Annotated in this window: 20 protein-coding genes and 1 riboswitch; of the genes, 13 read left to right on the top strand and 7 right to left on the bottom strand. The window is 62.9% G+C overall.

Going from position 1 to position 19,618, the window contains the following annotated elements; translation table 11 throughout:
- The first annotated feature begins 262 nt into the window (after positions 1-262).
- The 5 genes from rlmH (at position 263) to QM996_RS16160 (ending at position 5,753) form a co-directional block, all read left to right on the top strand.
- Positions 263-745, top strand: coding sequence for a 23S rRNA (pseudouridine(1915)-N(3))-methyltransferase RlmH (gene rlmH, locus QM996_RS16140; protein WP_500268322.1), 483 nt, complete (start codon positions 263-265; stop codon positions 743-745).
- 159 nt (positions 746-904) lie between these two features.
- Positions 905-2,302: a murein hydrolase activator EnvC family protein gene (locus QM996_RS16145; RefSeq protein ID WP_500268323.1), complete on the top strand. Its 1,398-nt coding sequence runs from the start codon at positions 905-907 to the stop codon at positions 2,300-2,302.
- Entirely contained in the window at positions 2,292-3,614 is a 1,323-nt protein-coding gene (locus tag QM996_RS16150) for a S41 family peptidase (protein ID WP_173517792.1), read from the top strand. The genes QM996_RS16145 and QM996_RS16150 overlap by 11 nt, the downstream gene beginning before the upstream one ends.
- Before the next feature lie 351 nt (positions 3,615-3,965).
- Positions 3,966-5,174 (top strand): divergent polysaccharide deacetylase family protein, encoded by a 1,209-nt coding sequence (locus QM996_RS16155; RefSeq protein ID WP_500268324.1) that lies wholly within the window; start codon positions 3,966-3,968, stop codon positions 5,172-5,174.
- Between the two features lie 51 nt (positions 5,175-5,225).
- Entirely contained in the window at positions 5,226-5,753 is a 528-nt protein-coding gene (locus QM996_RS16160; RefSeq protein WP_500268325.1) for an RNA pyrophosphohydrolase, read from the top strand.
- Positions 5,754-5,888: 135 nt separating this feature from the next.
- Here QM996_RS16160 and bfr read toward each other — a convergent pair whose 3' ends face one another.
- The 5 genes from bfr to QM996_RS16185 form a co-directional block, all read right to left on the bottom strand.
- Positions 5,889-6,380, bottom strand: coding sequence for a bacterioferritin (bfr, locus tag QM996_RS16165; RefSeq protein ID WP_247959431.1), 492 nt, complete (start codon positions 6,378-6,380; stop codon positions 5,889-5,891).
- Positions 6,346-6,657, bottom strand: coding sequence for a (2Fe-2S)-binding protein (locus tag QM996_RS16170; protein WP_500268326.1), 312 nt, complete (start codon positions 6,655-6,657; stop codon positions 6,346-6,348). Before QM996_RS16170 ends, bfr begins: the two co-directional genes overlap by 35 nt.
- A gap of 371 nt (positions 6,658-7,028) precedes the next feature.
- Positions 7,029-10,388 (bottom strand): error-prone DNA polymerase family protein, encoded by a 3,360-nt coding sequence (locus QM996_RS16175; protein ID WP_500268327.1) that lies wholly within the window; start codon positions 10,386-10,388, stop codon positions 7,029-7,031.
- On the bottom strand, positions 10,385-11,968 hold the full coding sequence (locus QM996_RS16180; RefSeq protein WP_500270334.1) for a Y-family DNA polymerase: 1,584 nt from the start codon (positions 11,966-11,968) through the stop codon (positions 10,385-10,387). Before QM996_RS16180 ends, QM996_RS16175 begins: the two co-directional genes overlap by 4 nt.
- Positions 11,853-12,806, bottom strand: coding sequence for an ImuA family protein (locus QM996_RS16185; protein WP_500268328.1), 954 nt, complete (start codon positions 12,804-12,806; stop codon positions 11,853-11,855). Before QM996_RS16185 ends, QM996_RS16180 begins: the two co-directional genes overlap by 116 nt.
- 170 nt (positions 12,807-12,976) lie before the next feature.
- Between QM996_RS16185 and QM996_RS16190 the strand changes: the two genes are divergently transcribed.
- Entirely contained in the window at positions 12,977-13,411 is a 435-nt protein-coding gene (locus QM996_RS16190; RefSeq protein WP_429814805.1) for a metallopeptidase family protein, read from the top strand.
- Positions 13,412-13,679: 268 nt separating this feature from the next.
- Here QM996_RS16190 and QM996_RS16195 read toward each other — a convergent pair whose 3' ends face one another.
- Both QM996_RS16195 and QM996_RS16200 read right to left on the bottom strand, forming a co-directional pair.
- Complete coding sequence (locus QM996_RS16195; protein WP_500268329.1) at positions 13,680-13,886, bottom strand: DUF1737 domain-containing protein; 207 nt, start codon at positions 13,884-13,886, stop codon at positions 13,680-13,682.
- The gene (locus QM996_RS16200) at positions 13,883-14,788 is read right to left on the bottom strand and encodes an HpcH/HpaI aldolase/citrate lyase family protein (protein WP_500268330.1); all 906 of its coding nucleotides are present in this window, start codon (positions 14,786-14,788) and stop codon (positions 13,883-13,885) included. The genes QM996_RS16195 and QM996_RS16200 overlap by 4 nt, the downstream gene beginning before the upstream one ends.
- Before the next feature lie 125 nt (positions 14,789-14,913).
- Between QM996_RS16200 and QM996_RS16205 the strand changes: the two genes are divergently transcribed.
- The 7 genes from QM996_RS16205 (at position 14,914) to metA (ending at position 19,614) form a co-directional block, all read left to right on the top strand.
- Entirely contained in the window at positions 14,914-15,168 is a 255-nt protein-coding gene (locus QM996_RS16205) for a hypothetical protein (RefSeq protein WP_483500393.1), read from the top strand.
- A gap of 199 nt (positions 15,169-15,367) precedes the next feature.
- On the top strand, positions 15,368-15,799 hold the full coding sequence (locus QM996_RS16210) for a VOC family protein (RefSeq protein ID WP_500268331.1): 432 nt from the start codon (positions 15,368-15,370) through the stop codon (positions 15,797-15,799).
- 154 nt (positions 15,800-15,953) lie between these two features.
- Complete coding sequence (gene leuD, locus QM996_RS16215; RefSeq protein WP_500268332.1) at positions 15,954-16,559, top strand: 3-isopropylmalate dehydratase small subunit; 606 nt, start codon at positions 15,954-15,956, stop codon at positions 16,557-16,559.
- Between the two features lie 10 nt (positions 16,560-16,569).
- Positions 16,570-16,950 carry a RidA family protein gene (locus QM996_RS16220; protein WP_500268333.1) on the top strand — a complete coding sequence of 127 codons (381 nt, stop codon included), beginning with the start codon at positions 16,570-16,572 and terminating at the stop codon, positions 16,948-16,950.
- Positions 16,951-17,063: 113 nt separating this feature from the next.
- Complete coding sequence (locus QM996_RS16225) at positions 17,064-17,903, top strand: AAA family ATPase (RefSeq protein ID WP_500268334.1); 840 nt, start codon at positions 17,064-17,066, stop codon at positions 17,901-17,903.
- Positions 17,904-17,994: 91 nt separating this feature from the next.
- Positions 17,995-18,324 (top strand): NUDIX hydrolase, encoded by a 330-nt coding sequence (locus QM996_RS16230; protein WP_500268335.1) that lies wholly within the window; start codon positions 17,995-17,997, stop codon positions 18,322-18,324.
- A gap of 224 nt (positions 18,325-18,548) precedes the next feature.
- Positions 18,549-18,626: riboswitch (SAM riboswitch) on the top strand.
- A 61-nt stretch (positions 18,627-18,687) separates the two neighbouring features.
- Complete coding sequence (gene metA / locus QM996_RS16235; RefSeq protein WP_500268336.1) at positions 18,688-19,614, top strand: homoserine O-succinyltransferase; 927 nt, start codon at positions 18,688-18,690, stop codon at positions 19,612-19,614.
- The last annotated feature ends 4 nt before the right edge of the window (positions 19,615-19,618 follow it).

The raw sequence follows: 19,618 nt of genomic DNA on the forward strand, positions 1-19,618 counted from the left end.
CCGACCGGGTCGCCGCGCTGCTGAATGCCGGACGAGCCGAGTTGCGGTCATGCATGAATTTGAAGGGCTGTCGCCGTCTTGAGCGGCGCTTTCAGCCGGAAGTTTGTTGCGACTGATCGTGACCTTCAGGGCCGTTAACCGGACAAGGCGCGCACCGACGCTGCAAGGCTCCATGGACGCTGCATGGAATTCTCCTTGAATCGACCCGATTTCAGGAACTATGCAGTGCGCGGGTGCAGCGCAAGCGAGGACGGATAAGGTCATGCGTATCGGATTATTCGCAGTCGGCCGCCTGAAGGCGGGGCCGGAAAAGGATCTCGCGGCCCGCTATCTCGATCGTTTTTCCAAGGCGGGCCCGGCGATCGGCCTCGAGCTTTCCCGTGTCGTCGAAGTCAACGAAAGCCGCGCCTCGAATGCCGACACGCGCAAGCGGGAGGAAGCCTCCCAGCTCGAGAAGGCACTCGCCGATGGCAGCCTGCTCGTGCTTCTCGACGAGCGCGGCAAGGCGCTGGATTCAGACAGCTTTGCATCGCTGCTCGGGACGTTCCGCGACAGCGGCAAGCGCGATCTGATGATCGCGATCGGCGGCGCCGATGGCCTCGACCCGAGCCTTCACGCCCGCGCCGATGCCGTGCTCAATCTTGGAAAGATGACCTGGCCGCACCAGCTCGTCCGTATCCTGATCGCCGAACAGCTCTACCGCGCCGTCACCATTCTCTCCGGACACCCATACCATCGCGTCTAACGCGCAGGTTTTTCGCCCTTACTCCCCGCGCGGCACACGCAGCGATAACGAGAATATGCTTGGTCGCGCGCGCCAAATCAGATTAGGTTTTTTCTTCATGTTTTTCGGATGGACGCACGCGAACCGATGACGCGCCGAGGCAGGACCAGCGTTTTCAGCATGGGAAAAGACGACGCAGGACGGCTTGGCCGCAAGGCGGCGGCGCTTGCGGTCGCGCTCGCGATCGGCCTGCCGGCAGGCGCCCAGGAAGCCACGCCACCCGGCGCCACGATGGCCGGCCAGGAACAGGGCCCGCCGGATCCTGCCGCCGACCTCACCCTTCGCCGCAACAGCACGCGCAGCGAACTCGACGCGCTTTCGAAGACCATCACGCTGTCGCAGGAGCGCGCCAACGCGCTGAGCGAAACCATCGCCGAGATCGACAAGACCAATGAGACGCTGCGCGCCGCGATTGTCGATTCCGCCAAGAAGCGGCAGGGCCTTGAGCAACAGATCGTCGACGGTGAAAAGAAACTGAGTGATCTGCGAACCAAGGAGGATGCCGTCCGGAAGTCGCTGCACGCGCGCCGCGGCGTGCTTGCCGAGGTTCTCGCCGCGCTGCAGCGAATGGGGCGCAACCCGCCGCCGGCGATCCTGGTGACGCCGGAGGATGCGCTGGCCTCGGTGCGCAGCGCGATTCTGCTCGGCGCCGTCGTGCCGGGTCTGCGCAAGGAAACCGAAAACCTGGTGGCGGACCTCAAGGCGCTCTCGGACATCCGCGTCGGCATCGACCGTCAGCGGGAAGAGTTGACCGCGGCGATGACCGCCAATCTCGAAGAAGAGCGCCGCATGTCGATGCTGGTCGCCGAAAAGGAGAAGCTGCGCCAGTCGAGCGCCAGCGAGCTTGCCGCCGAACAGCGCAAGGCGCAGGAACTTGCCGGGCAGGCCACCAATCTTCAAGGTCTGATCGGCTCGCTCGAAAGCCAGATCGCCTCTGTTCGCGAAGCCGCGGAAGCGGCCCGCGCGCAGGAGGAAGAGCGCCGGCGCATGAGCGAGGCCGAGCGCGAGGCGGCGCGCGAATTGGCCCGCAATGCCGTGCCCGACAAAAACCGCATTGCCCCCGCATATGTGTTTTCGGAGCTGAGGAACAAGCTTGCCTATCCGGTTGCGGGATCGCTGTTGCGCAAATTCGGCGATGCAGATGGCACGGGGCACTCCCTGCAAGGGATCATGTTGGAAACCAATCCGGGCGCGCTGGTGACTGCGCCGTCAGATGGCTGGATCGTCTATGCAGGCAATTTCCGCAGTTATGGGCAGATGATCATTCTCAACCCGGGCGACGGCTATCACGTCGTGCTGTCGGGGATGGAGAGGGTGAGCGTACAGCCCGGGCAGTTTGTCGTGGCCGGTGAACCATTGGCAACGATGGGCGCAAAAAGAGTGGCGAGCGCTGCGGCCTTGGCGCTGGAAACAGACCGGCCGACGCTTTACATTGAATTCCGGAAAGACGGGAAACCGGTTGATTCCCGACCGTGGTGGACCGCAGCAGAGGTTGGAAAGGCGCGAAATGATACGTAGGGCTTCACTTGTTCTGGTCGGGGCGCTGATGGGCGCGACCGCGATGGGCGTGGTTTATTCGGCTGTCGTTCCGGCTGTCGCGGCCAACACCTCGACCTATCGCGAACTGGCAATTTTCGGCGACGTCTTCGAGCGCGTACGCGCGCAGTACGTGACGCCGCCGCAGGACGACAAGCTGATCGAGAATGCCATCAACGGCATGCTCTCCTCGCTCGATCCGCATTCCAGCTACATGAACTCGGCCGATGCCGAGGACATGCGCACCCAGACCCGCGGTGAGTTCGGCGGCCTCGGCATCGAAGTCACCATGGAGGACGATCTCGTCAAGGTCACGAGCCCGATTGACGACACGCCGGCCGCGCGCGCCGGTGTTCTTGCCGGCGACTTCATCTCGAAGATCGACGGCCAGGACGTGCGCGGCCTGAAGCTTGAGGACGCCGTCGAGAAGATGCGCGGCGCCGTCGGTACGCCGATCAAGCTGACGATCCTGCGCAAGGGCGCGGAAAAGCCGATCGAGCTGACAATCGTGCGCGACGTCATCGCCGTTCGCGCCGTCAAGTTCCGCACCGAAGGCGACGTCGGCTATCTGCGTGTCATCTCCTTCACCGAGAAGACCTTTGACGACCTGAAGAAGGGCATCGAGAAGATCAAGGCCGAAGTGCCGGCCGACAAGCTCAAGGGCTACGTCCTCGACCTGCGCCTCAACCCGGGCGGTCTGCTCGACCAGGCGATCAACGTCTCGGATGCCTTCCTCGAGCGCGGCGAGGTCGTTTCGACCCGCGGCCGCAACCCGGACGAGACCCGCCGCTTCAACGCGACGCCCGGCGACTTGACCGATGGCAAGCCGGTCATCGTGCTCGTCAACGGCGGTTCGGCCTCCGCGTCGGAAATCGTCGCCGGTGCCCTGCAGGACCTGAAGCGCGCGACCGTGCTTGGCACCCGCTCCTTCGGCAAGGGATCGGTCCAGACGATCATCCCGCTCGGCGAAGCCGGTGCCCTGCGTCTGACGACGGCGCTCTACTACACGCCATCCGGCAAATCGATCCAGGGCACGGGCATCTCGCCCGACATCAAGGTCGAACAACCGCTGCCGCCGGAACTGCTCGGCAAGGTCGAGGCCCAGGGCGAGTCCGACCTGCGCGGCCACATCCAGGGCCAGAGCGAGACCGAAGAAGGGTCGGGCTCGGTCGCCTATGTGCCGCCGGAGACGAAGGACGACCTGCAGCTCAACTACGCGCTCGACCTGCTGCGCGGCAAGAAGACGGATCCGGCCTTCCCGGCCAATCCGGAACAGGCTCAGCTCAAGAAGTAAGCCTCTGAGCATGGAATTGAGAGCGCCGCGTGTTCGAACGAACACGCGGCGCTCTGCATTTCAGCCGAGCGCATCCGCTCCGCCGAAAGCAGACGCACTGGTCAACGCGACTCAGCTAAATTATAGGGGTAAAGACGCTGCCGCGGCCGCTGATTCTCAGGCACCGGTGCGCTCGGAGAGAGGAACTGCGAAGCGTCTCAACGCCGCCTTGCTCTAGAGTGCCGCACGTCCTGTCAGACGCGCAAAGTCGCTGCAGCACTTTGAATTGCTGCATGTTTGTCCTTTGATCGACCGTGATCAAAAGCAGGCATGCAGGAGCGGCAACATCGCACAGATCGACCGAGGCTCCGTTTGGGAACTGATCTCAATGCCCCCCTGGGCCAGAACCGGCGGGTGAAGCCAGCGGCGAGGCGCAATCCCCGACGGATGCTCGGGCTCTCTTTTCTCGGTATTTGTATTGCGTCGGTGGTCGGACTGTCGCTGTGGGGCACGCTTGCGCAGGACGGGCTGAAGCGAGGCCAGCCTGAAACGGCAGCGACCGAGAGCGCCAAGGGCGCCGCCGAGAAGCCAGCGAAGGCGGCAAATGGCCAGTCCGGTGCGGGCGGAACGATGAAGCCGGGGACCGCCTATTCCGGCGCCGACGTCGAACACACGCTCACCGATGACGGCTCTACCGTTACCAAGTTTTCACCGCGCAGCCGCGACGGCAAGGGCCCGGCCCTGATCAATGTCGGTCCGATCCGCGGCCAGGATCCGCGAATGGCAGCCATGCCCAACGACGATCTCCTGGAAGACAGCCCGGCCGGACGTCTACCGATCATCGGCCCGGACGGTCTGCGCCCCATGGATCAATATGCCCGGCCCTGGTCCGGTGCGCGCGGCACGCGGATCGCGCTGGTCGTCGGCGGTCTCGGCCTCAGCCAGACCGGCACCCAGAAAGCGATCCGCGACCTGCCGGCTGAAGTGACGCTGGGCTTTGCCACGGCCGGAAACAGCCTGCAGCGCTGGATGCAGGAGGCGCGCCGAAGCGGCCACGAGATCCTGCTGCAGGTACCGATGGAACCCTTCGACTATCCGGCGAACGATCCCGGCCCCAATGCGTTGCGCATCGATCTCGGCGCCAAGAAGAACCTGACGGAGCTGCACCGGAATCTCGCCGAGATCACGAATTACACCGGCATCATGAATTATCTCGGCGGCCGCTTCCTGTCGGACGCCGACGCGCTGGAACCGGTGATGCGCGATCTCGGCAAGCGCGGCCTGCTGTTCCTCGATGACGGAACGTCGGCGCAATCGCTCTCGGGCAAGCTTGCCGATGCCTTCGACGTACCGCACGGCTTTGCCGACCTGACGCTCGACACCGAGCTCAGCCGCAGCGCGATCCTGAAGAAGCTCGACGAGCTCGAGCGCATTGCACGCCGCAATGGCACTGCCATCGGCGTCGCTTCCGCCTTCGACGAAAGCGTGGGTGCGATTGCCTCCTGGATCGGCGAGGCACAGGGACGCGGTATCGAGATCGTCGGCGTTTCCGCGCTCGTCAAGGATCCGCAACAGAACTAGCTTACAGCCATCCGGCAGGATGATTTGGCGATTGAAGAGAAGAGGCAGCCGATGAGCAAGGAAAAGGGCAAGAAACTCAGAGCGGAGGACCTTCCCTATCGCCCCTGTGTCGGGGTCATGGTGCTGAACCGCGCAGGCCTCGTCTGGGCCGGGCACCGGATCGCCGTCGGCAATTCCGAATATGACGGCTCGCCGCAGCGCTGGCAGATGCCGCAGGGCGGCATCGACAAGAACGAGGATCCGTTGAAGGCCGCCTATCGCGAGCTCTACGAAGAAACCGGCATGAAGACGGTCTCGCTACTCGCGGAGGCGCCTGGCTGGATCAACTACGATCTGCCAGAGCATCTGATCGGTATCGGCCTCAAGGGCAAGTATCGCGGCCAGACGCAACGCTGGTATGCCTTTCGCTTCGAGGGCGAGGAGGACGAAATCGCCATCAACCCGCCGCCGGGTGGACACGATCCGGAGTTCGACGCCTGGGAGTGGAAGCCGATGCACGAATTGCCGGAGCTGATCGTGCCGTTCAAGCGCAAGGTCTACGAGGAAGTCGTCACGGCCTTCGCGCATCTCGCGCCCTGAAGGACGCCGCGCAAAATACGCAGCGGCTTACCGTTCGGTATCGCGTAATTTCGAAGGACCCAGCGAGAGTTTGTCTCACAGACGAAAAAGGCCGGCGATGTCGCCGGCCTTTGCCTTTGGAAAGCTGCGCCGAACTCAGTCGGCTTCGGCCTCGTTGGCCGGTGCGGCGTTGAGCTGGCCGTATTTTTCTTCGCCGATCTTGTCGAGCAGATCGAGCTGGGTTTCCAGGAAGTCGATGTGACCCTCTTCGTCGGCGAGCAGTTCTTCGAAGAGCTTCATGGAGACATAGTCCCCGGCGGCGTGACAGATGTCGCGTGATTTCTTGTAGGCGGTGCGGGCGTCGTATTCGCCGGCGAGGTCAGCCTTCAGCACTTCCTTGACGTTCTGCCCGATGCGCAGCGGCGCAACCGTCTGCAGGTTGGGGTGGCCTTCAAGGAAGATGATGCGCGCGACGAGCTTGTCGGCATGCTGCATCTCCTCGATGGATTCCGCGCGCTCCTTCTTGGCGAGAAGCGTGTAACCCCAGTCTTCGAGGAGGCGGTAGTGCAACCAGTATTGGTTGACGGCACCGAGTTCGAGATAGAGCGCTTCGTTAAGCTGCTCGATGACCTTTTTGTCGCCTTTCAATGTCCGCCCTCCGGTTCTCTTCGTGGAATTGTCTGAGGCGGGTCATGAAATCAAATATCTCGGCGTCCGTCGAGTCGCGGTGCGCGTGATATTGCTCGGTGGTGCGGATGATGATGTCGACGACATTCGGGAAGCAGCCGCAGCAACGGCCGCGTTTTTCCATCGCGTGATAGACTTTCGCCGGCACGATCAGCTGCCAACAGTCCTCGTCGAGGAGGCCGATAATCGTGTCCTCGATCTCTTTTTCCGTGATGAAATTGCAGCTGCAAACCAGCATGTCGTCTCGCCTGTCGTACGCAACGCCCTGTATCAGCGCATAAAGCAAAACAGGACATTTAGTGTCAACTAAAAACTCCGCGAGCGGAAGTTGCAGGTCGATTAGAACGACTCTAAACTTGATAAAAAGCTTCGTCTTTTCAAAATATTAGAGAAATATGAACGACTATTCTTGCAGACCTTAGGTCGATCATGCCGCACGCCGACTGCGACATTTTTACACACCATCAGACCGCTTCGCCGCGCGCGCCGACTGTAGCCTTTGCCGAATGGTCATGCGGACCGTCCCGATCCGCATATAAGATGACCTGCTCGTTTTATCGGAAAGCCCATCCGGCTGCCTTTGCGGTAGCCGGGATCCGAGCCGCGCCCTCAATGGAAATTGCGCCCCTTCGGCATCACGTCTGCCACCTCGGCCGTCGCCTGCTCCGGACTGCTGCCGGGACGCCGCGCCGTCGCCAGGCGCAGATCGCCCTGCGCTTTCTTCTCGCGCGCGTCGCCGGTCGGTCTCAGCGTTTCATCGGCACGGTCGTTCGCGCCGAACCGCCTCACCTCTGCACGCAGCAGTCCCAGCATCGGCGTGATGTCCTCGATGTGTTCGGCGACCACATGGATGACACTGCTTTCGCGCTGCAGCCGGCCGCGGATCTTGACGAGGCGCGCACCCATGACCACCGGCCGATAGGTCGCGAATACCTTCGGCCAGACGATCGCATTGGCGACGCCGGTCTCGTCCTCGATCGTCATGAAGATCACGCCCTTGGCGGAGCCCGGGCGCTGGCGGACGAGCACCAGTCCGGCGACCGTTATCCGCCGTCCGACCGGGGCCGTCGCAAGCGTGCGGCTGGTGACGATGCCCTGCTCGGAAAGCGCCGCCCGCAGGAAGGAGACCGGATGCGCCTTGAGCGAGAAGGAGAGATAGCGATAGTCGTTGATGACCTGCTCGCCCGGCAGCATCTCCGGCAGGATCATCGCCGGTTCCGGCCGCAACTCTTCCTTTGCTGCCCGGTCGAAGAGCGGCAAGCGTTCGGCGGCACTCTTTTCGTCCAAGGCCTTTACCGCCCAGAGCGCCTTGCGCCGATCGAGCCCGATCGAGCGGAAGGCATCCGCGTCCGCAAGCCTTTCGAGCGCGGAGCGGGAGAGGCCGGAGCGCAGCCAGAGATCGCGGACTGTCCGGTAGCCGGCGCCGCGGTTGGCAACGAGCTTATCCTCCATCTCCTTTTGGTTCAGGCCCTTGATCGAGTTGAAGCCGAGGCGCATCGCCTTGTCGGTCATGATCACGTCCTCCATCTCGCGATGGCGCGGCTCGATGGCCCCCTTGTCGAGGCTTCCTTCTTCAAGATCGGCATCCCAGACCGAATGATTGATGTCGACGGGCCGCACCCGGACCCCATGCTCCCTTGCATCGCGCACCAATTGCCCGGGCGCATAGAACCCCATCGGCTGCGAGTTCAGGAGCGCCGCGCAGAAGACGTCCGGATAATAGGTCTTGAGCCAGGAGGAGACATAGACCAGAAGCGCGAAGGACGCGGCATGGCTCTCGGGAAAACCATATTCGCCGAAACCTTCGATCTGCTTGAAGCAGCGCTCGGCAAAGTCCCTGTCATAGCCATTCTTGACCATGCCCTCGATCATCTTCTCATGGAAGGTATGGATGGTGCCGGTGCGCTTGAAGGTCGCCATGGCGCGCCGTAGCCGGTCGGCCTCGCTGGGCGAGAAACCGGCGGCCGTGATGGCGATCTGCATCGCCTGCTCTTGGAAGAGAGGCACGCCGAGCGTCCGCTCCAGAACGAGCTCCAGCTCCTTGCTCGGATATTCGATGGGGATCTTCAGAGCATGCTGCTCCCGTCGCTTCAGATAGGGATGCACCATGTTGCCCTGGATCGGCCCCGGCCGGACGATCGCCACCTCGATGACGAGATCGTAAAATTTCCTGGGCTTCAATCGCGGCAGCATGCTCATCTGCGCCCGGCTTTCGATCTGGAAGACACCGATCGTATCGGCGCGGCAGATCATGTCGTAGACGTCCTTCTGGTCGTCCTTGAAGAGCTGATGCAGCGTTCTCTTCTCGCCGTAATGCCGGTCGAGCAGCGCGAAGGCCCGGGCGATGCAGGTGAGCATGCCGAGCGCCAGCACGTCGATCTTCAGGATCTTCAGCGTGTCGAGGTCGTCCTTGTCCCACTCGATCATGTAGCGGTCGGGCATGGCCGTGTTCATGATCGGCACCACCTCGTCGAGCCGGTCGCGGGTGATGACGAAGCCGCCGACATGCTGGGAGAGATGGCGCGGGAAGCTCATCAGCTCGGTGGCATAATCGAGCACCTTCACCGTCGTCGGGTCCTTCGTGTCGAGACCGGCAGCCTGCGCCTCGCGCTCGGAAAGATCGGCGACCGACCAGCCCCAGACCGAACCGGCGAGCGCCGATTGCACGTCCTCGGAAAAGCCGAAGGCCTTGGCGGTCTCGCGGCCGGCCGAGCGCGCCCGGTAGCTGATGACGGCGGCCGTCAGCCCCGCATGTTCCTTGCCGTAGGTGCGGTAGATATGCTGGATCACCTCTTCCCGCTTCTCATGCTCGAAATCGACGTCGATGTCCGGCGGCTCGTCCCGCTCGGTCGAGAGGAAGCGATCGAAGAGCAGGGTGGTCTCACATGGATCGACCTCGGTAATGCCCAGGCAATAGCAGACGGTGGAGTTCGCCGCCGACCCGCGGCCCTGACACAGGATAGGAACGCTGCGCGCAAACTGCATGATATTGCGCACCGTCAGGAAATAGGGCTCGTAACGTTTGCCCGCGATCAGTTCGAGCTCGTACTCGATCTGCCTTGAAACCTTATCGGGAATGCCTTCAGGATACCGCTCGCGCGCGCCCTCCATCGTCAGCCGCCGCAGGGTCTCCGTCGGCGTCTCGCCCGGAATGCTCTCGTCCGGATATTGATATTCGAGTTCCGACAGCGAGAACTTCAACCTCCCAAAGAAATGCCCGGTATTGGCGATCGCTTCCGGGTAGTCGCGGAAGATGCGCGCCATTTCCTCAGGTGTCTTCAGATGCCGTTCGGCATTGGCGTGCAGCCGGTAGCCGGCCGTGGCAATGGTCACATGCTCACGGATGGCGGTGACGACATCGGCGAGCGGCCGCCGGGCAGCGGCATGGAACAGCGGACTGTTGGTGGCGACGGGCTTGACCGCCGCGTGGCGGGCGATGGTCGCAAGCCCGGCAAAGGCAAGCTGGTCGAAGCCGTCATAACGCGGCACCAGCGCCAGATAGAGCCGATCGGCAAAATGCGGTTTCAGCCGCTTGAGGAAATCGGCAAGCAGGGTTGCCTCCGGCGCGCCGATCACCGGATCCGGCAGCACGACAAGCAAGAGGTCCTCGCCCCATTCGACAAGATCGGCTTCATAGAGCGTGCAGGTGCCCTTCTTGGCGCGCAGGTTTCCGGCGCTCAGCATCCGGCAGAGATTGCCCCAGCCGCGGCGATTTAAGGGATAGGCAAGCACGTCAGGCAGATCTTCGGCAAAGGAGAGCCGCGCGCCGGGCTGGAAGGCATATTTCTCCACCTTGGCCTGTGCATGGGCGCGCACGACGCCGGCCACCGTGTTGCGGTCGGCAATGCCAAGGCCACCAATGCCGAGGCGGCTTGCCGCAACGACCATCTCGCCCGGATGGGAGGCGCCTTCGAGGAAGGAGAAATTCGACCAGGCGCCGATCTCGAAATAGGGGGTAGCGCCGCTCATGCGAAAACTCCATGCATGAACCAGCGGGGCGGGGCGGCAGCCCCGTAATGGCCCTCGCGAAACAGCCAGAACCGCCGGCCGCGCTCATCTTCCACCCGGAAATAATCGCGTTCCATCGCCGGCTCGCCATCGAGCCACCACTCGCCGGCGATCCGTTCCGGCCCTTCGGCGCGCGCGATGCGATGCAACGTGCGGCGCCAGCGGAAACTTCTCGGCGGCCCCTCCGGCACCTCCGCCACCGCCTCCACCGGCTCGGGGCTTGGAAAGAGCCGCTGTGGCCGGGCCGCTGCGGCAAGCAGGGTCGCGGGAATGTTTTCCGCCGGCTCCTCGGCCTTGCTGATCAGCGCCAGGTCCGTGAGCGGACGGAAAGTCGCTGCCCGCTCCGGCACATGGCTTTCCGCGAGAGCCGGCACCAGCAGGCTCTCCGCACCGAACCGCGCCATGACCCGATCGGCAAAGGCCGCAAGCGGCCGCTCGCGATCCGGCGTGCCGGAAAAATCCTCCTGCATCACCTCGTATTTTTCGCTCTTCGGAACCGAGAGCCTGAGGATTTCGAAGCCGAAGCCGGCGTCGAGATCCTCATGGACCGCCTGCAGCCGCTCGCGGAAAAGACCGGCAACACGCCGCGGCTCGTTGAGCGGCGAGGATGTGCCGGCGGCGATGCGGAAGACCGCACCGTCGACGCGAAAGAGCAGAAGCTCGAACAGCCGCCCGCCTTGCCCGCGCTTTTCCAGTTCCGGCTTCAGCCGCAGCGCCAGCTCTTCCGTCAGGCCTAAAATATCGTCTTCGCCCTGGACCGGTTCGCCGAGACGGCGCTCGACCGAAAGGGCGGCGACGGGCAGCCGTGGTGACAAAGGTTCGTCCTCCCGCCCGAGCGCCTGATCAAGGCGCAGAAGCAGGATCGCGCCGAACCGGCGGGCAAGCGGCGCGCGCGGCGCCCCAATGATGTCGCCGACCTGCTTGAGCCCGACCCGGCCAAGCGTTTCGATCGTCTCCCGCGGCAGCCGGAGCGCCGCCATCGGCAGCGGCGCCAGCACCCGTGCAGCCTCATCCGGGGCAATGATGCCTTCGGACCCGAAGCGCGCCACCGCCCAGGAAAGCCCGGCCGAGGAGGAGATCGCCGCGCGGGCCTCGACCCCCAGATGGAAGAGGCGGGCGAGCAGATCGTCGAGAAGCGCCTTTTCCCCACCGAGAAGATGGGCGCAGCCGGTGATGTCGAGAAAGAGGCCACTGTCGCCGTCGAGCGCGACCAGCGGCGTATAGCGACAACACCAATCGGCAAGGCCTTCGAGCAGGGCTCGGTCAGCGACGGGATCGGCCGGCAGCACGTCGATCTCGGGACACATGGCCCGGGCCTCGGCAACCCCCTGGCCAATGTGAAACCCACGCTTCTCGGCGTAACCGTCGAGCGCAACGAGACGCATCGCACTCTTCACCTTGTCGGCGAAGACGACGGGCGGATGCTCAGGACGCCCGCGGGAAAGCCACGAGTTCCCCCAGCGCTTGCGGGCGACCCGATCGGCCGGAAGATGCGGAAAGGCGAGCGACAGAATGCGCTGGTTCTGGATCTGCCGCAGCAGCGGCTGGTAGGGGCTCGACGGGGTAAAGGCGGCGGTCATGGGGATTCCACTCCAGGAAGAAGCCGAGCGGCGCAGGAGCCCTGCTCTTCTCGGCAATGACGTGAAAGACGGGATGGCCGATGCTGCCGCGAAGCATCGATCCATCCGGTAGGGGGCGCTCTCGCGCCGGCGCCGGCTCGACGAGGAGGCGAAAGAAGGCGCTGCTGGCCTCCTCGTGTCCGGACTGGCGCAGGAGCAGAAGAGGAACGTGGCCCGCCCGTGAGCGGACATGAAGGCGCCGGCTTTCACTAAGCGCCAAGGCTGCGGGATTGCCGCGAATTTCCAGGATGACGGCGCAGAAGCTTGGAACGGAAAGCGCGGCTTCAGCGATCCAGAGCGCATCCTTCACCGTGCGTGGCAGGCTGAAGACGAGGCCGCGCACATCGAGCCCGTAAGCCTTGAGACCGAGCCCATAGGGCATGCCCGCTTCGTTGGAGGCCATCGACTGGCTGATCCAGAGAACGGGAGCTGCCGTCTCGCCCTTTTCCAGGCGCGCCTGCTGGCAGAGCACACCGAGTGCGGCGGCAAAACCGGCGGCAGCACCAGCATCACGCGTCTCGGCATTGCGGATTTCCGTCATGCCTTCGAGCGGCAGACCGCCTTCAAGAAGCGCGTCCAGATCCGGAACCCCGAGCGCAAGCGCCTTGCGGCCGGATCCATCTTCCTCGCGCTGACGGAAGCCGCCGGGGTCAGCCGCCTTGGCGGCGCGCACGACGCCCGGAAGTCGACGGTTTTCGATCCTGGCTATGGTCTCTCGGAGCGAAAGTACCGTCTCCCGCTGCACGGCTTTGTCGGCCATGACGGTCAACTCCCATCATAAATGTTCATGTTATGTTCTAATTGATTCCAGAGCTTCCTAAATGAGTCAACAGCCAATTCTAAGAATTTATTCCTGTCTTTGTGCCTGCGGAATTCAACACTCGAAAAACAAAGGCAAAATCGTTATATGGAGGGCAACAAGGAGTGCCTATGGCCCGCATTGACCACACCGATGATTGGCGGGAACGCCACGCACCGACGCTTACCACTTTCGAACAGCTCGCGCTGGAAGCCTATGGCCACCTGCCGCAGGAGTTCCGCCAGCTGACGACAGACCTCATCATCGAGGTCGCCGACTTTCCGAGCGACGACGTTTTCGAGGACATGGCGCTGGAGACGCCCTTCGACCTGCTCGGCCTCTTCGAAGGCCGCGGCATCGGCGAACGCTTCACCATGGAAACCGGCCAGTTCCCCAACCGGATCACGCTCTATCGCCGTCCGATCATCGATTATTGGGCAGAGAACGAGGAGACGCTGGGCGACATCATCACCCATGTGCTGATCCACGAGATCGGCCACCATTTCGGCCTCTCCGACGACGACATGGAACGGATCGAAGCCAGCGTCGAGCACGTCGGCGGTTAGAGCAATTCCGGGAAAAGTGTGAGGCGTTTTTCCGTTACTCCAGTGAGTACCACTCAACCGCCATTCTGCCCCTCATCCGCCTGCCGGCACCTTCTCCCCGCAGGCGGGGCGAAGGAGACTCGCGGCCTCCGCTCGCTTCAACAAGAAGCCCCGTCGATTTCTACTGACGACGCTTCCATTCGACAACGCTGCGAGCCGGGTTCGTCCCCTCGCCCCGCCTGCGGGGAGAGGGTTAGGGTGAGGGGCAATCTCAAGCGAATCGTCGGGTTCACTGTTCCGACAGCTTGATATCCGGGGTGTAATCCTTGCCCTCGACCTCCTTGACCACCGCCTGGCCACACTGCATGTGCTGCGTATCCGCATTGAAGGCATAGGCGGGGGAGCCGTGCAGGCTCCAGCCCTGGTTCAGCGCCGCTGTCACCTTGTGGCAGAAGGAGGCGTCGTCGGGGCCGGTCAGGAAGCGGTAGAGTTTCAAGATCTTGCCTTTCGTTTCTCGATAAGGTCCGCCTTGGCGGCAAGCGTCATGGCCTGGTCGAGGTGCAGCCGCTCGACCATGCGCCCATTGAGATTGATGACGCCCTTGCCGGTGTTTTCCGGAGCCGCGAAGGCGGCGATGATCGCGCGCGCCTCGTCGACGGCGATCTGCTCCACGCCGAAGCGCTCGTTCGCCGGGCCGATCTGGGCCGGATGGATCAGCATCTTGCCGTCATAGCCCATGTCGCGGCCCTGCCGGCATTCCTCGTCGAAACCCGCCACATCACGGAAATCGTTGAACACGGCGTCGATGACGTCGAGCCCGCCGCCCCGCGCTGCCAGCAGGATCTGCATCAGCCAGGGGACGAGATAGGGCCGGCCCGGACGATCCGGCACGCCGGTCTCCTTGCGCAGATCGTTGAGGCCGACGACGAAGCAATCGAGCCGCCCACCGAAGGTGCGGCCGGCCTCGGCGATAACAGGCGCGTTGATGACGCCGCGCGGCGTCTCGATCATCGCCCAGAGACGCAGCGTCTCCGGCGCATCGTTCTCGGCAAGCCAGTCGGCCGCCGCCTGGATATCCGCCGGGCTTTCGACCTTCGGCAGCAGAATGGCGTCCGAGTTGGCAGAAAGTGCCGCAGCGAGGTCACCTTGGCCGAAGTCGGAGCCGATCGCATTGATGCGGATGACGATTTCGCAATCCGGCCGGCTCGCCGTCAGAAACTGCACCAGCGCCTCGCGCGCTTCCACCTTGCGCTCGGGCGCCACCGCATCCTCGAGATCGAAGATCGCGGCGTCCGTCGCGAGTTCAGCGACTTTGGCAAGTGCACGGGCATTGTCGGCCGGCACCGAGAGCACCGAGCGGCGCAGGCGCACGGGGTGATGTTCGATCGATTTGTTCATGTTTCAGTTGTGCCCGCCTTTCCTTCGTTCCGCAAGACGAGGCGAACCGCCGCACCCTTTCATAAGAGCCACCCCTTGCAAGCGGAGCTGCAAACCACCACATCGCAACCAGAAAGGTGACGATTATGCAAAGCATTCGCTCTGTCCTCTTTACGGCCGCAGCCCTGACCATCACGTTCGCGGCCTTTGTTCTGACCGCTTCACTGGCGCTGGCACTGGCGGGCATCGCCGCCGTCGTCGTGATCGGCAGCGCCATTGCCGCCCGTCTGAACCTCAAGCCAGCCCGCGCCACCGCGCGTCCGGCCGCCGCAGGCGCCGCCCCTGGCCAGCGCGAGATGCGCATCTGGAACGACGGTCGCGGCACGATCATCGACCTCTGATCCCCAGCGATCGGGATCGATCCTCAGGTCCGGAATCGGGCTGATCGATGATCGGCTCGCCCACCATTGTTTCCTGCGGAAAACCATAGCTCCCCAGTCTGCGAAAATTTTTCCATCTTCCTGTCGGATCGGGCGCGTTCTCCCCGTCCTTGAGACAGGCCAGCACGGTCCTGGCTCTTCGAACGGAATGGAGAACGACATGGACATCGAAACGCAGCAAACTGAAACGAAGAAGCCGGCACCGGTTCTGAACGGCCTTCTGCCCTATCTTCAGGTCGATGGCGCCGTAAAGGCGGCCGAATTCTACACGCGGGCGTTCGGCGCCAAGGAAGTCAACCGGCACCCGGTAGACGAGCAGGGCCGGACGATGCACATCCATCTCTACATCAACGGCAGCTCGCTGATGCTGGCCGATGCCTATCCGGAATATGGCCATCCACTCGAAAAGCCGCAGGCCTTCACCCTGACGCTCACCATCGACGACATCGATGCCTGGTGGGACCGGGCCGTTGCCGCCGGCGCCGAGGTGGTGATGCCGGTCGAGGTGATGTTCTGGGGCGACCGCTACGGCCAGCTTCGCGATCCCTTCGGCGTTCTCTGGGCGATGAACAGCCCGGTAAAGGCAGGCTGAGGCCTTCCCGACAATCGAAAACCGGACAAAGCTTCCGCCGGGCGGGCATTTTCACCCGCCCGGCGACGCCTGTTTGGACAGATTTTCCTTCATTTCCGCGCAAAACTCATCTAAACGCTACGCAACATTCTTCTGAAATCGAAGGCCTGAAGTTATGGAAAAATTCGTCAAGCTCACCGGTGTCGCAGCACCCCTCCCCGTCGTCAACATCGACACGGACATGATCATTCCGAAGGATTACCTGAAGACGATCAAGCGCACCGGCCTTGGCAAGGGCCTCTTCGCCGAAGCCCGCTACAACGAGGATGGCTCGATCAATCCGGACTTCGTGCTCAACAAGCCCGCCTATCAGAACGCCAAGATCCTCGTTGCCGGCGACAACTTCGGCTGCGGCTCCTCGCGCGAACATGCCCCCTGGGCCCTGCTCGACTTCGGCATCCGCTGCGTGATCTCCACGTCCTTTGCCGACATCTTCTACAACAACTGTTTCAAGAACGGCATTCTGCCGATCGTCGTCAGCCAGGCCGACCTCGACAAGCTGATGGACGACGCCTCGCGCGGCTCCAACGCCATCCTCTCGGTCGATCTGGAATCCCAGGAAATCACCGGTCCGGACGGCGGTTCGATCAAGTTTGAGATCGACGCCTTCAAGCGCCACTGCCTGCTGAACGGCCTCGACGACATCGGCCTGACGCTGGAAAAGGCAACCGCCATCGACAGCTTCGAGAAGTCCGCCGCCACGTCGCGCCCCTGGGCCTAAAGCGGGCAACATGGCGCGCAAGCTCATCTCCTCGGGTTCGCCCTTCGAAAAGACGGCAGGCTATTCGCGTGCCGTCGCGATGGGCGACTGGTGCTTTGTCTCCGGCACGACCGGCTATGACTATGCCACCATGACCATGCCGGAGACGGTGGAGGAGCAGGCGCGCAATTGCCTCAGGACGATCGAGGGCGCGCTGAAGGAAGCGGGCTTTTCGCTTTCCGACGTGGTGCGCAATCACTACTACGTCACCGATGCCAGCTTCGCCGATCGGGTGTTCCCCATCTTCGGCGAAGTCTTCGGCGAGATCCGCCCGGCCGCAACCATGATCGTCTGCGACCTGACCCGCCCGGAAATGCTGATCGAGATCGAAGTCACCGCCCTTCGCGGCTGACGCCGAGCCCTTCTGCTCGCGCCATCTCCTCTCAAATCGATTCCGAATTAAGCCAATATGCGATAGTCCATGGGCATCGCTTTGCTAGACCTATGCTGAACCGGAAGACGACCATGCAATTCGAAGGCACCGCCGACTATATCGCCGACAAGGATTTGATGATCGCCGTCAATGCTGCGATCCGGCTGGAGCGGCCGCTGCTCGTCAAGGGCGAACCCGGCACCGGCAAGACCGAGCTTGCCCGCCAGATCGCTGCCGCCCTCGATCTCGAACTCATCGAATGGAGCGTCAAGTCGACCACCAAGGCGCAGCAGGGTCTCTACGAATACGACGCGGTGTCGCGCCTGCGTGACAGCCAGCTCGGCGACGAGCGCGTCAACGAGGTCAAAAACTACATCCGCAAGGGCAAGCTCTGGCAGGCCTTCGAGGCGGATCGCCGTGTGGTGCTGTTGATCGACGAGATCGACAAGGCCGACATCGAGTTTCCGAACGACCTGCTGCAGGAACTCGACCGCATGGAATTCCATGTCTACGAGACCGGCGAGATGATCAGCGCCCGCCAGCGGCCGATCGTCATCATCACCTCCAACAACGAGAAGGAACTGCCGGACGCCTTTCTCCGCCGCTGCTTCTTCCACTATATCCGCTTTCCCGATGCCGAAACGCTCGCCCGCATCGTCGAGGTGCACTATCCCGGCATCCGCAAGACACTGCTTTCGGCAGCCCTTGCCGCCTTCTACGACATCCGCCAGGTGCCGGGCCTCAAGAAGAAGCCCTCCACGTCCGAAGCGCTCGACTGGATCCGGCTGCTTGTCGCCGACGAGGTCGATCCGGCCGATCTCAGGGCCGATGCCAAGACCATGCTGCCGAAGCTGCACGGCGCGCTTCTGAAGAACGAGCAGGACGTGCACCTCTTCGAGCGCCTCGCCTTCATGGCGCGCCGCGACGGATGAGCCCGGACGCGCACAAGGTGCTGATCTATGCCACCTGGCAGGGCCACCTGCTGGTCTTCGACGAGCCAGACTTTCCGGAGATCAACTGCAGGTGCCCGGTGGTACGATGGAGCCGGGCGAGAGCCCGCAAGTAGCGGCGCAGCGGGAATTCATCGAGGAGACCGGGCTGACGCCATCGCCGCCGCTCACGCACCTCGTCACGCAGGACTATTCTTACTGGAAGGACGGTAGAACCATCTGCCATCGGCGACACTATTTTCACGTCGCCCTTGCCGGCGAATTGCAACAGACATGGCTGCACCACGAGATGACGCCGGATAGCGGCGGTCCGCCGATCCGCTTCCGCTTCTTCTGGCTCGGCATCGACGGGGCGGGGCATCAGTTGGGATATGGAATGCGGGACGCTCTGCACTTGGTGTAAATTCACCCCTCACCCTAGCCCTGTCCCCGCAGGCGGGGAGAGGGACGGGCGTCGCGACCAGCCGATGGGTGAAGCCTGTTTTCACTGCAGTGCCCCATCGGAAACAAACGGTGCGGCGAGGTCCCTTCTCCCCGCTTGCGGGGAGAAGGTCGCGGCAGCGGGATGAGGGGCCGTCCCGCACCCCCGAATCGTTTTTCTTGACCCCCGCGGCCCACTCGCGCTATCAAATTCCCCGTGGTGATTTGGCCGGCCGGCTTGCAGCCACGTTAAACAAGTCGCTAAAGGGCCGAGGAAAGTTGGATTTCCGAGGACCGGTCGCGATCAATCGCCGCCGGTTTTTTTGTATTGATCGAGTGGAAGCCCATGCCCATCAAGATTCCCGATACACTGCCCGCTTTCGAAACCCTCGTGCATGAGGGCGTGCGGGTGATGACCGAGACCGTGGCGATCCGTCAGGATATCCGCCCGCTCCAGATCGGGCTTCTGAACCTCATGCCCAACAAGATCAAGACCGAGATCCAGATGGCGCGCCTGATCGGCGCCTCGCCGCTGCAGGTGGAACTGTCGCTGGTGCGCATCGGCGCTCACCGTGCGAAGAACACCTCGGAAGATCACCTGCTCTCCTTCTACGAGACCTGGGACGAGGTGAAGGGTCGCAAGTTCGATGGCTTCATCATCACCGGCGCGCCGGTCGAGACGCTGGAATACGAGGACGTCACCTATTGGGACGAGCTGAAGCGGATCTTCGACTGGACGGCGACCAATGTGCATTCGACGCTCAACGTCTGCTGGGGCGCGATGGCGGCGATCTACCATTTCCACGGCGTGCCGAAATATCCGCTCAACGAGAAGGCTTTCGGCGTCTACCGTCACCAGAACCTCAACCGCTCCTCCGTCTATCTCAACGGCTTCTCCGACGACTTCGCGGTCCCGGTCTCGCGCTGGACCGAGGTCCGACGCGCCGACATCGACAAGGTGCCCAGCCTCGAAATCCTGATGGAATCGAAGGAGATGGGCGTCTGCCTCGTGCACGAGAAAAAGGGCAACCGGCTCTACATGTTCAACCATGTGGAGTATGATTCGACCTCTTTGTCGGACGAATACTTCCGGGACGTGGATGCCGGTGTGCCGATCAAGATGCCGCACGATTATTTCCCGCACAACGATTCGACCCTGCCGCCACAGAACCGCTGGCGCAGCCATGCCCATCTCTTCTTCGGCAACTGGATCAACGAGATGTACCAGACGACGCCCTATGATCTCTCGGAGATCGGCACCGGAGAAAGCTGAGACC

Source organism: Sinorhizobium chiapasense, assembly GCF_045277575.1.
Lineage (GTDB): Bacteria > Pseudomonadota > Alphaproteobacteria > Rhizobiales > Rhizobiaceae > Ensifer > Ensifer chiapasense_A.

Coding starts and splice junctions, on each gene's coding strand:
- QM996_RS16200 (WP_500268330.1), bottom strand. CDS start 14,788: ATGAACAAATCGATCGAACATCACCCCGTGCGCCTGCGCCGCTCGGTG.
- QM996_RS16205 (WP_483500393.1), top strand. CDS start 14,914: ATGCAAAGCATTCGCTCTGTCCTCTTTACGGCCGCAGCCCTGACCATC.
- QM996_RS16145 (WP_500268323.1), top strand. CDS start 905: ATGGGAAAAGACGACGCAGGACGGCTTGGCCGCAAGGCGGCGGCGCTT.
- QM996_RS16210 (WP_500268331.1), top strand. CDS start 15,368: ATGGACATCGAAACGCAGCAAACTGAAACGAAGAAGCCGGCACCGGTT.
- rlmH (WP_500268322.1), top strand. CDS start 263: ATGCGTATCGGATTATTCGCAGTCGGCCGCCTGAAGGCGGGGCCGGAA.
- QM996_RS16170 (WP_500268326.1), bottom strand. CDS start 6,657: ATGCTGGTTTGCAGCTGCAATTTCATCACGGAAAAAGAGATCGAGGAC.
- QM996_RS16190 (WP_429814805.1), top strand. CDS start 12,977: ATGGCCCGCATTGACCACACCGATGATTGGCGGGAACGCCACGCACCG.
- QM996_RS16160 (WP_500268325.1), top strand. CDS start 5,226: ATGAGCAAGGAAAAGGGCAAGAAACTCAGAGCGGAGGACCTTCCCTAT.
- leuD (WP_500268332.1), top strand. CDS start 15,954: ATGGAAAAATTCGTCAAGCTCACCGGTGTCGCAGCACCCCTCCCCGTC.
- QM996_RS16185 (WP_500268328.1), bottom strand. CDS start 12,806: ATGGCCGACAAAGCCGTGCAGCGGGAGACGGTACTTTCGCTCCGAGAG.
- metA (WP_500268336.1), top strand. CDS start 18,688: ATGCCCATCAAGATTCCCGATACACTGCCCGCTTTCGAAACCCTCGTG.
- QM996_RS16220 (WP_500268333.1), top strand. CDS start 16,570: ATGGCGCGCAAGCTCATCTCCTCGGGTTCGCCCTTCGAAAAGACGGCA.
- QM996_RS16150 (WP_173517792.1), top strand. CDS start 2,292: ATGATACGTAGGGCTTCACTTGTTCTGGTCGGGGCGCTGATGGGCGCG.
- QM996_RS16225 (WP_500268334.1), top strand. CDS start 17,064: ATGCAATTCGAAGGCACCGCCGACTATATCGCCGACAAGGATTTGATG.
- QM996_RS16175 (WP_500268327.1), bottom strand. CDS start 10,388: ATGAGCGGCGCTACCCCCTATTTCGAGATCGGCGCCTGGTCGAATTTC.